This is a genomic window from Streptomyces sp. NBC_00223 (assembly GCF_036199905.1).
Taxonomy (GTDB): domain Bacteria; phylum Actinomycetota; class Actinomycetes; order Streptomycetales; family Streptomycetaceae; genus Actinacidiphila.
On record NZ_CP108109.1, the window covers coordinates 7,512,003 to 7,522,124 of the forward strand.

The 10,122-nt window shown below is 74.5% G+C and carries 9 protein-coding genes; 5 read left to right on the plus strand and 4 right to left on the minus strand.

Annotation, left to right across the window (positions count from 1 at the left end):
* The first annotated feature begins 49 nt into the window (after nucleotides 1-49).
* Nucleotides 50-493 (plus strand): hypothetical protein, encoded by a 444-nt coding sequence (locus tag OHA30_RS31995; protein ID WP_328918082.1) that lies wholly within the window; start codon nucleotides 50-52, stop codon nucleotides 491-493.
* A 97-nt stretch (nucleotides 494-590) separates the two neighbouring features.
* Here the strand turns inward: OHA30_RS31995 and OHA30_RS32000 are convergent, their stop codons facing one another.
* Nucleotides 591-1,016 (minus strand): hypothetical protein, encoded by a 426-nt coding sequence (locus tag OHA30_RS32000; protein ID WP_328917351.1) that lies wholly within the window; start codon nucleotides 1,014-1,016, stop codon nucleotides 591-593.
* A 230-nt stretch (nucleotides 1,017-1,246) separates the two neighbouring features.
* On the opposite strand from OHA30_RS32000, the gene OHA30_RS32005 reads away from it, so the two are divergent.
* Entirely contained in the window at nucleotides 1,247-2,137 is an 891-nt protein-coding gene (locus OHA30_RS32005; protein ID WP_328918083.1) for a Gfo/Idh/MocA family protein, read from the plus strand.
* A 247-nt stretch (nucleotides 2,138-2,384) separates the two neighbouring features.
* Here OHA30_RS32005 and lnt read toward each other — a convergent pair whose 3' ends face one another.
* The 3 genes from lnt to OHA30_RS32020 all read right to left on the minus strand — a co-directional run bounded on the left by lnt (nucleotide 2,385) and on the right by OHA30_RS32020 (nucleotide 5,588).
* Nucleotides 2,385-4,040, minus strand: a complete 1,656-nt coding sequence (lnt, locus tag OHA30_RS32010) for an apolipoprotein N-acyltransferase (protein WP_328917352.1) — start codon at nucleotides 4,038-4,040, stop codon at nucleotides 2,385-2,387.
* Between the two features lie 195 nt (nucleotides 4,041-4,235).
* Complete coding sequence (locus OHA30_RS32015) at nucleotides 4,236-4,793, minus strand: DoxX family membrane protein (RefSeq protein WP_328917353.1); 558 nt, start codon at nucleotides 4,791-4,793, stop codon at nucleotides 4,236-4,238.
* A 207-nt stretch (nucleotides 4,794-5,000) separates the two neighbouring features.
* Nucleotides 5,001-5,588, minus strand: a complete 588-nt coding sequence (locus OHA30_RS32020) for a histidine phosphatase family protein (RefSeq protein WP_328917354.1) — start codon at nucleotides 5,586-5,588, stop codon at nucleotides 5,001-5,003.
* A gap of 419 nt (nucleotides 5,589-6,007) precedes the next feature.
* Between OHA30_RS32020 and OHA30_RS32025 the strand changes: the two genes are divergently transcribed.
* From OHA30_RS32025 to OHA30_RS32035, 3 genes are all read left to right on the plus strand, one after another.
* On the plus strand, nucleotides 6,008-7,438 hold the full coding sequence (locus OHA30_RS32025; RefSeq protein WP_328917355.1) for a dihydrolipoyl dehydrogenase family protein: 1,431 nt from the start codon (nucleotides 6,008-6,010) through the stop codon (nucleotides 7,436-7,438).
* 333 nt (nucleotides 7,439-7,771) lie between these two features.
* Nucleotides 7,772-9,067 carry an ROK family transcriptional regulator gene (locus OHA30_RS32030; protein ID WP_405784927.1) on the plus strand — a complete coding sequence of 432 codons (1,296 nt, stop codon included), beginning with the start codon at nucleotides 7,772-7,774 and terminating at the stop codon, nucleotides 9,065-9,067.
* 520 nt (nucleotides 9,068-9,587) lie between these two features.
* Nucleotides 9,588-10,091, plus strand: coding sequence for a flavin reductase family protein (locus OHA30_RS32035; protein ID WP_405784925.1), 504 nt, complete (start codon nucleotides 9,588-9,590; stop codon nucleotides 10,089-10,091).
* Nucleotides 10,092-10,122: the final 31 nt, after the last annotated feature.

A 10,122-nucleotide genomic window follows, 5' to 3' on the forward strand; every position in this document is an offset into this window, starting at 1 on the left:
GGCGCCGGTGGACGAAGTGGAAGAACCGGACTCGGTGGGCGACGATCCGATGATGACCCGGATCGGGCAGATCCTGATGCTGCTGCACGGCGGTGACCGGGAAGAGGCCAGAGACCGCTTCGCCGCGCTGTGGGCGGAGATCGGCGAGCAGGGCGAGCCGCTGCACCGCTGCACACTGGCGCACTACATGGCCGACACCCAGGACGACCCCGAGGACGAACTGGTCTGGGACCTGCGGGCGTTGCGCGCCGCCGATCTGCTCACCGGGCAGGGGTCCGGGCCGGCCGGGCAGGTACGCGGCTTCTACCCCTCGCTGCACCTCAACCTCGCGGCGACGTACACCAAGGTGGGGGAGTCCGGGCTGGCCCGCAACCACCTCGCGCTGGCCCGCGAGGCGTCAGGGGCGCTGGGGGACGACGCCTACGGGGACGGGGTGCGGGCCGCGATCGGGCGGATGGAGCTGCGGCTGACGGGGTCGGAGCAGTTGCCCTAGCGGTCCGGCGGCGGGGCCGGCTCGGGGCGGGGGTGCGTGGGCACGAGGCGGGCGGGCGCGGGCGGTGGCCGGGGGTGCTGCCCGCGCCCGCCGGGTGTCACCTGCCGTAGGCCCCCCGGCAGATACGGGAGGCCGGGCTGCCCGACGGCCAGCCGCCGTACCTCTCGCCGAGGGTGCAGATGCCCGGGCCGCCGGGTAGCGCCACCGTCGGGGCGTGCGCCTTGCGGGGCCGCTGCTCGGGCCGGGCCGGACGGGCGGGGCGCCGACCGGGTACGGCGGGCGTCGCCCGGTGCGGGGGAGCGGCGGACGGGGACGGGCCCGCGACCGGGTCGGGGCGTACGGTCGCCAGCACCTCGTGGTCGGGCGGCGGGGTCACCGTGAGCGCGTCGGGCACGTCGGTGCCCTGCTTCCAGGGGGCTGAGGTCCGCGCGGCGGGAGCGGGGGCCGGGGAGGGGGAGACGGTGGTGCATCCGGCGGCGGCGCAGGCCGTCACGAGGATCACCACAGCGGAGATACGGCGCACTTCGGTAACTGTGCCGTAAACCCGTTCAGTGGGGTATTCCCCGGGCGGGTGAACGTTCGGCCCCGTCCGTTCGCTCCTCACCCCTACGAGTGAGGTCCGGCCCGTCGGGGGCCGTCCGGGACCGTCCACCGGAGGCCGGTCGCAGGCCCGTATGCTGCGGGGACACCGCAAAAAACACCCCGCCGGCGGCGGGAACGACAGGAGTACGCATGGCACCCGGCAGCGCCCCCCTGAAGATCGGCGTCATCGGACTCGGTGACATCGCGCAGAAGGCGTATCTGCCGGTGCTGGCCGCCCAGCCGGGCGTCGAACTCCATCTGCACACCCGTACTCCGGCCACGCTCGACCTGGTCGGCGACACCTACCGGCTGCCGGACCGGCACACCTCGCTGGACGCGCTGCTCGACCAGGGGCTCGACGCCGCCTTCGTGCACGCGCCCACCGCCCTGCATGTGGACATCACCGAGCGCCTGATCGAGGCGGGCGTGCCGGCGTACGTGGACAAGCCGCTGGCCCAGGATCTGGCGGGGGCCCGCCGGCTGGTGGAACTGGCGGGGGAGCGGGGCGTCACACTGATGGCCGGGTTCAACCGCCGTTACGCGCCCGGCTACGCCCAGTGCGTGGACCACCCGCGCGACCTGATCCTCATGCAGAAGAACCGGATCGGGCTCGCGGACGAGGTGCGCGGGGTGATCTTCGACGACTTCATCCATGTGGTCGACACGCTGCGGTTCCTGGCGCCGGGGCCGGTCGAGCAGGTCAAGGTGTCGGCGAAGGTGCGGGACGGGCTGCTGCACCACGTCGTGCTGCACCTGGCCGGGGACGGCTTCACGGCGATCGGGTCGATGAACCGGATGAGCGGGTCGACGGAGGAGTCGCTGGACGTCAGCGGGGGCGACTCGCGTCGCCAGGTGCTCAACCTCGCCGAGGTCATCGACCACAAGGGGCAGCCGAGTGTGCGGCGGCGGGGGGACTGGGTGTCGGTGGCGCGGCAGCGCGGGATCGAGCAGATCACGCTCGCCTTCCTCGACTCGGTCCGGTCGGGCACGACGCTGGACGCGCGGGACGCGCTGGCCACGCACGAGCTGTGCGAGCGGATCGTCCTGGACGTGTTGGGCTGAGCGGGCGGGGCGGTTGCGATACTGGGCGGGGTTCGCGTTGGCGAGGGTGGCTCGCGCTTGCGATTGGCTCTCGCGTTCGTGAGAGGGTCTCACGCCTGCTTGGCGCCTCGCTTTCGTGAGGGGGTCTCACGCTTTGCTTGGCCCTCGCGTTCGTTAGAGGGTGTCACGCCCCTGTCGGGCCGGGCCGACTCTCACGTTTGTTAGAGGCTGTCACGCACCCACCCGACGTGGCTGGCCCTCACTTTCGTTAGAGGCTGTCACGCTTGCGCCCGGCGCGAGCGGTGTCGCGTTTGTTAGAGGGTGTCACGTTCGTGACGCCCTCTTCGCCAGCCCCGGCCCCGACCCCCGCCCCCGCCGCACCCCGCCCCCGTCCCCGGACCCGCCGGGTCCCCTCGTACGCCGCCGCCCCGGCCAGCAGTAGCAGGGCCAGCCGCGGCACCCAGTCACCGAACCGCACATACGGGCTGCGGCCCGAGGCCAGCGGCACCTCGTACACCGCCGACGTACTCGCGCTCATGCCGACCCGGCCGCCCACCGCCCGGCCGTCCGCGTCGTACACCGCGCTGATCCCCGTGAGCGTCGCGTGCACCATCGGACGCCAGGTCTCCGCCGCCCGCAGCGCCGCCAGCGACGCGTGCTGCGCCGGCGCCCAACTCCCCTGGAACGACGACGTGGACGACTGCGCGATCAGCAACCGGGCCCCGTTCCCCGCCAGATGGCGGCTCATGTCGGGGAACGCCGACTCGAAGCACACCAGCGGACCGAACCGCAGCGCGCCCGCGTCCATCACCACCTGCCGCGTACCCGGCCTGCGGTCCTCGCCCGCCGCCTTGCCGACCGACGTCGCCCAGCCGAGCACCGACCGCAGCGGGATGTACTCGCCGAAGGGGACCAGCCGCATCTTGTCGTACGTCGGCCCGGTCACGCCGTCCGGCCCGATCAGTTCCGAGGTCTTGGAGATGCCGGTGCCGTCGGCGCGGGGGGCGTCCACGTTGACCAGCAGGTCCGCGCCGACCTCGCGGGAGAGCGAGGCGAGGCGGTCCGCGACCTCGGGATGGTTCGTCAGGTCCACGCTGACGCTGCTCTCCCCCCACACCACCAGGTCCGGATGCGTACCGGCGAGCCCGCGGGTCAGCTCCACCTCGCGGGCGAACCGCGCGTCGGCCGTGGCGATCACCCCGGGCTGGACGACGGCGATCCGCGCCGACCCCGACGACTGCGGACGCGGCGCCCACAGCCACACCCCCGTCGCCGCCACGCCCACCGCCGCCAGCGCCGCCACGGCGGGACGGCGCAGCGCGCGTACGGCGATCAGCGCGGTCAGCGCCGTGTTCACCGCGACGAGCAGAAAACTGACCAGCCACACCCCGCCGATCGACACGAGCCGCAGCGCGGGCGTGACCTGCCACTGACTGGCGCCGAGCAGCCCCCAGGGTCCGCCGAGGTACTGCCACGAGCGGACCAGCTCCGCCAGCAGCCAGGCCGACGGGACCAGTACGGTCGCCGCGAGCACCCGCCGCACCCCGACCCCCGCCCCGGACGAGGCCGCCGCCCCGGCACCCGTGCCCAGCAGGCGCCGTACGACCCACCCCCACGGCGCCCACAGCGCGCCCAGCAGGAGGGCGAGGACGACGAGGAACACGTTCAGGCTCGGGAACAGCCAGTGGTGCACGGCCAGCATGAACCCGGCCCCGCCCAGCCATCCGTCCAGCGCGGCCCGCCGCCCGGTCCCCGCCGAGCGGACCAGCAGCATCCACGGCACCAGCGCCACGTACGCGAGCCACCACAGCGACGGCGCCGGGAAGGCGAGCGCGGGCAGCGCGCCCGCGGCGGCCGCGGCGAGCCCACGGGTCCAGGGAGAGGAGAGCAGGGCCGTCGCGCGTTCCTCGGCCGTCACCGTCATACCCGCTCCCTCACCACTGGGGCGCCCTCACCTGCGGTGCCGTCTGCGCCCATCCTCCCCCGCCCCCGCCCCTCCGAGTCACCCCGGGGCCCGGTGGCCGGCAGCTTCGGCCTACGGTCGGCGGCGGACGCCCGCGGGCAGCGCACCCATTGCGCGCGCGACGGCCCGGCCCGACAACCGGCGGACGCCGCCCGCTCAGGTCGCGTCCGCCTCCAGCCCCGTCTCCGCCGCCGCCTCCGAAGCCGCCTCCCGCAGGTTCCTCGCCCGCGACGAGATCACCACCGTCGCGGCCGCCGCCGCTGCCGCGAACGCCGTCACGATCACCCACGGCCGGTCCAGCACATGGCACGTCGCGTGGTCGAGAGAGAAGCGCCCGGGCCCGGTCACGCCGATCGACGCGGCGGTCCAGCCGAGCAGCCCGGGGTGCTCGAAGCCCCCGGTGGCGGCGAAGAAGCCGGAGGGCGCGTGGAAGGAGACCGCGCTGGCCATCGCCCCGGCGGCCGCGGCCCCCGCGACGGGCGTGGCGAGCCCCAGGGCGAGCAGCGCGCCGCCGCCGGCCTCACCGAGCCCCGCGGCGATCGCGGCGGGCCGCCCCGGGCGGAAGCCCATCTGGTCCATGGCCCCCGCCGTCCCCTCGATCCCGCCCCCGCCGAACCAGCCGAAGAGCTTCTGGGTGCCGTGCGCGAACAGCACCGACCCCGCGCCGAGACGCAGAGCGAGCAGTCCGAGGTCCTTGCGGTACGCCAACCCCATGATCGCGTCCTTTCCTGGGAGCCTTACCCGCCCAGTCTCCGCGGACCACCGCGGGTCCCGCCTCGCCGGACGGGCCGTCCGGGCGACGCGTGCCCGCCGGACGACGCGCCGGGCGCCCCCGCTGCCTCAATGAGCCGAGCGGCCTCAGCCGCCCCGAAAGCCGCCCCGAAAGCCGCCCCGAAGCAGTCGGCCCCGAGCGGCGGCGCCTCAGGGCAGCCGGTTCCAGGCGGTGAGGACGTGGTACCCGTGCTCCGAGCCGAGCCGGCTCACCGTCCCGGTCGCGAGCTGGAAGAGGGCGCCGTGGGCGGGCGCGAGGCCCAGCCGCCGCGCGGTCAGCACCCGCAGCAGATGGGCGTGGGCGACCAGGACGACATCGCCGTCCGCGAGATCCGCCTCCGCGCGGGCCAGCACCCGGTCGGCCCGCTCGCCGACCTCCGCCGCCGTCTCCCCGGGGTGCCCCTCGGGTCCCGGGATGACGCCGTCGCGCCACAGGTCCCAGTCCGGGCGGGCCCGGTGGATGTCGAGCGAGGTGACACCCTCGTAGCCGCCGTAGTCCCACTCGCGCAGGTCGGGGTCGACCCGGGCCCGGCCCAGTCCGGCGAGCTTCGCGGTCTGCCGCGCCCGCAGCATCGGGCTGGTCAGGACGCGTGCGACGTTCGGCGAGGCCAAGAGCGGCGCCAGCGTACGGGCCTGCTCCTCGCCGTCCGGAGTGAGCGGCAGATCGGTGTAGCTGGTGTGCTGCCCGGAGCGGGACCACTCGGTCTCCCCGTGCCGGACCAGAACCAGTTCGCCCATCGAGACACCTCCGGTGACGCCCCTCGGCGCCGCTTTGTGATCATACGTCGCCCTGTTCGCGGAACGCCCGCGGCGACGTCCCCGTACCGCGACCCCGTACCCCCGCCCGCCCGCTCCCGGCCCTCGTCCTGCCGACGCCAAGCCGTACCGCCCGGCCCGCCCAACTCCCGTGCCCCGCATGAACCGTGGGCCGCGGGAAAGGCTCACCGGCACGCCGCGACCGTACGACGAGGCCGGGCGGCCCCGGTTGCGGCGGTCGCGCGGTCTCGGTCTGATCGTAAGGACGCGCGACCCGCGGGGGACGCGCGGCGGCGTACCCGGGCGGCGCGGAGGCACGGGCCGCGCGGGCACGGGCCGAGCGGGCACGGGCCGAGCGGGCGGACCAGCCGTCCGACAGCGACAGCAGCACAGGAGCCGGTATGAACGACGCATCCCGCACCTACGACGTGGTGGTCATCGGAGCGGGCCCGGTCGGGGAGAACCTGGCGGACCGTACCCGGGCGGCCGGGCTGAGCACGGTGATCGTGGAGAGCGAGCTGGTCGGCGGCGAGTGCTCGTACTGGGCGTGCATGCCGAGCAAGGCGCTGCTGCGGCCGGTCGTCGCCCGCGCCGACGCGAGCCGGGTGCCGGGGGTGCGGCAGATGGTGGCGGGCCCGCTGGACGCCGCCGCGGTCCTGGCGCACCGCGACGAGTTCACCTCGCACTGGAAGGACGACAGCCAGGTCGACTGGCTGACCTCCGTCGACGTCGAACTGGTACGCGGCCACGGCCGGCTCGACGGCCCCCGCCAGGTGACCGTGAGCACGCCCGACGGCGGCACCCTGCGGCTCACCGCGCGGCACGCGGTCGCCGTCTGCACGGGCACCGTCGCGGCCCTGCCCGATCTGCCGGGGATCGCGGACGCGCGCCCGTGGACCAGCCGGGACGCCACCAGCGCCAAGGACGTGCCCGGACGGCTGCTCGTGGTCGGCGGCGGTGTGGTGGCCGTCGAGATGGCCACCGCGTGGCAGGCACTCGGCGCGCGGGTGACCGTCCTTGTGCGCGGCGACGGGCTGCTGCCGCGGATGGAGCCGTTCGCGGGCGAGTTGGTCGCCGAGAGCCTGCGGGAGGCCGGGACGGAGGTGCGGTTCGGGGTGTCGGTGACGTCCGTGAGCCGCGAGGGCGGCGAGGTCAGGGCCGTTCTCGACGACGGCGGTGAACTGGCCGCCGACGAGATCCTGTTCGCCGTCGGCCGCGACCCGCACACCGGCGACCTCGGCCTGGAGAGCGTCGGCCTGACCCCCGGCGACTGGCTGACCGTGGACGACACCCTCCGCGTCACCGAGGTCGCCGACGGCTGGCTCTACGCGGCCGGTGACGTCAACCACCGCGCGCTCCTCACCCACCAGGGCAAGTACCAGGGCCGGATCGCCGGAGCCGTGATCGCCGCCCGCGCCAAGGGCGAGCCGCTGGACACCGCCCCCTGGGGCCGGCACGTGGCGACCGCGGACACCGAGGCCGTACCGCAGGTCGTCTTCACCGACCCCGAGGTCGCCGCCGTCGGCCCGAGCGCGGCGGAGGCCGAACGCGACGGCCGCCGGATCAAGGTCGTCGACTACGACCTCGGGCAGGTCGCGGGCGCGAGCCTGTACGCGGACGGCTACCGCGGCAAGGCCCGTATGGTCGTGGACCTCGACCGGGGAAACCTGATCGGCGTGACGTTCGTCGGCCCGGGCGTCGGGGAGTTGCTGCACTCCGCGACGGTCGCGGTGGCCGGACAGGTGCCCCTGGCGCGGCTCTGGCACGCGGTACCCGCCTACCCCACGATCAGCGAGGTCTGGCTGCGGCTGCTGGAGACCTTCCGGGGCTGACGGCACGTCAGCGGGTGTTGTCGCCGTGGGAAACGCGGGAATACGGCGGTGTGTCCCCGCCGCCGCGGTGTCCCGCCGTGCGGGCGCCCGCTGTCCACCATGCGGTCATGTGTTTGACCGACTCTCGCCGCGCCCGTTACGTTGCGCGGCATGCAGCGAACCACACACCTGACGACGCGAGGTCATGTCGACCTCAAGCGTGTGTGCTCCGCCGCGTGTCACCAGGTCTGAGCGAACGACTCCGTCAAGGAGCGTCAACGGGAGCTCCCGCCCCGCCGGTTCACCGTCGGCCCGCCGCCGGCGCGCGGCTCGGGACGGCTCCCTCCGCCACCCATGACCTGGAAGGCATCCGTGGTACGACTGCCGCCCGACCCCCGTCCTGCCTCCTTGCACCTCCCGACACCGCTGCGCCGCGCCGACCTTCCGCCGACCGCGCCGGTCCGCCGTACGTCGGCGGCCGGCGCCGTGCTCAGCGCGATCCTCGACCACGGCCCGGTGGCCCGCAGCACCGTGGCCCGGCTCACCGGGCTCTCGCCCGCCGCGGTCAGCGGGCACAGCGCGCAGTTCCTGGCCCGCGGGCTGATCAAGGAGAGCCCGGAGACCGCGGGCCCGCGCGGCCTCGGCCGCCCGCACATCCCGCTGGAGATCGACACCGCCCGCTATCTGGTGGCCGGCGCGCACATCGCGGTGGCGCACTCCACGCTGTCGCTGATGGATCTGCGCGGCCGGATCGTCGCCGAGGACCGCCGCGTCCACCGCGGCACCGACCCGCGACGGGTGCTCGGCGGACTGGCCGCGCGGCTGCCCCGGCTGGTCGCGGGGCACGCGGACGGCCGTACGGTGCTCGCGCTCGGACTGGCCACCGGGCAGTGGGTGGACCCGGCCACCGGGGTGATCGTCGACCACCCCCGGCTCGGCTGGCGCGATGTGCCCGCCCGTGCACTCCTCACCGCCGCCACCGGGTTGCCGGTGCACGTGGACAGCCACTCCCGGGCGCTGGCCCGCGCCGAGCAGCTGTTCGGCGACGTCTCGACCCGGGAGAGCACGGTGCTGCTCTTCGTCGGCGCGGTGGTGGACGCGGCCTTCGCCACCGCGGGCACCGTGCACCGCGGCCCGCGCTCGGGGGCCGGCAGCGTGGCCCATCTGCCGGTCGGGCCCGATGACACGTGGGACGGCCCGGTGGTGGAGGTCTGCCCGTGCGGCACACCGCGCTGTCTCCAGTCCGAGGTCTCCGAACTGACCATGGTCCAGCGGGCGGTGGACCTCGGACTGCCGGTACGGGTCTTCCGTGACCTGCTCGACCTGGCGCTCGCCGGGGACCCGAAGGCGCGTGAACTCATGCGGCGCAGGGCGCGGTTGGTCGGCAGGGTCGCGGCCCTGCTGCTCGACATGTTCGACCCCGAGGTGCTGGTGGTGGTCGAGCCGGGCGCCGGCCGGCTGCCGGAGTGCCTGGCGGAGCTGCGGGCCGAGGTCGCCGAGCGGTCCTGGGTCTGCGACGATCCCGAACGGGCCGTCGTGGCCAGCAGTTTCACCGGTTCCGTACTGCCCGTCGCGGGCGGCGCGGTGGCCCTCGGCGCGCTCTACGCCGACCCGCTCGGCCCTTGGCCCGCGCTGCCCGCGGTCTCCTGACCCCGGCGCGGCGGCGGCCTCGGTATCCGACTTAATTCAGCAAGTTGCATTGTTGACCAGGGCAGATCCCGAACAGGACAATGGATTCATGAGCAGCCAGCAGCGGAATACGCCGAACGTGCCGACACCGGCACGTCGCTTCCGCGCGGCCGCTCTCCCGGAGTGCGGATTCGCGCTCCGCCGGTGTTGTCGCGCCGCACGCGCCGGGTGTTCCGGCGGTACCGGTCGTGCCGGGCAGTACGGTTTCTCCGGTGCCGCCGCGCACGACTGTCGCGTGTGCCGCGTTCCGTATTCCTGTCAGGGCTCTCGCTGAATCCCGAGCGCCTTCCGGATTGAGCCCTCGGCCATAACGGCGGTCCGCGGAAATTCCCGGACGAAATCCGCGCACACCCGCGCCGGCACCGCCATTTCCCGGTGACCCACGGCACCGCTCGCGTCCTGCCGCTCCCGGACGGCAGGGGCGCCGGTCCGCCCTGCCCGTCCGCCGGAAAACCCGCACTCTTTTCTCCTGGGGGAGACGTTGACTGTCACCGTGTCTTCGCTTCCCGCTACGGGCATCGCCCCGGAGCGGTTCAAAAAGGTATTCCGCAACTACCCGGCCGGGGTGGTCGTCGTGACCGTGGACGCCGGCCGCGGACCGGCCGGCTTCACCGCCACCTCGCTCACCTCGCTCTCCCTGACGCCGCCGCTGGTGTCCTTCGGGATCGCCGTCACCGCGTCGTCCTGGCCGCATGTCGAGCAGGCCGGCGGCGCGGTGGTGAACTTCCTCGGCGCCGAGCAGGAGGACGTGGCCAGGCGCTTCGCCACCAGCGGGATCGACCGCTTCGCCGCGCCGACCCGGTGGCGCAGGCTGCCGCAGGGCGAGCCCGTGCTCGACGGCGTCACCGGCTGGCTGCGGGTCGGCTTCGAGCAGATCGTCCCGGCCGGCGACCACCGCATCGTGGTCGCCCGGGTCGAGGACTCCTGGCTCGACGACGGCCGCAGCCCGCTGCTCTTCCACGACGGCACCTATCACTCCCTCTGACCCGCGCCGACCCGCGCCGGACACCTACTCA

Excerpts from the sequence above, each read along its gene's own strand:
- OHA30_RS31995 (WP_328918082.1), top strand. The coding sequence starts at position 50 with ATGATGACCCGGATCGGGCAGATCCTGATGCTGCTGCACGGCGGTGAC.
- lnt (WP_328917352.1), bottom strand. The coding sequence starts at position 4,040 with ATGACGGTGACGGCCGAGGAACGCGCGACGGCCCTGCTCTCCTCTCCC.
- OHA30_RS32015 (WP_328917353.1), bottom strand. The coding sequence starts at position 4,793 with ATGGGGTTGGCGTACCGCAAGGACCTCGGACTGCTCGCTCTGCGTCTC.
- OHA30_RS32020 (WP_328917354.1), bottom strand. The coding sequence starts at position 5,588 with ATGGGCGAACTGGTTCTGGTCCGGCACGGGGAGACCGAGTGGTCCCGC.
- OHA30_RS32025 (WP_328917355.1), top strand. The coding sequence starts at position 6,008 with ATGAACGACGCATCCCGCACCTACGACGTGGTGGTCATCGGAGCGGGC.
- OHA30_RS32030 (WP_405784927.1), top strand. The coding sequence starts at position 7,772 with ATGACCTGGAAGGCATCCGTGGTACGACTGCCGCCCGACCCCCGTCCT.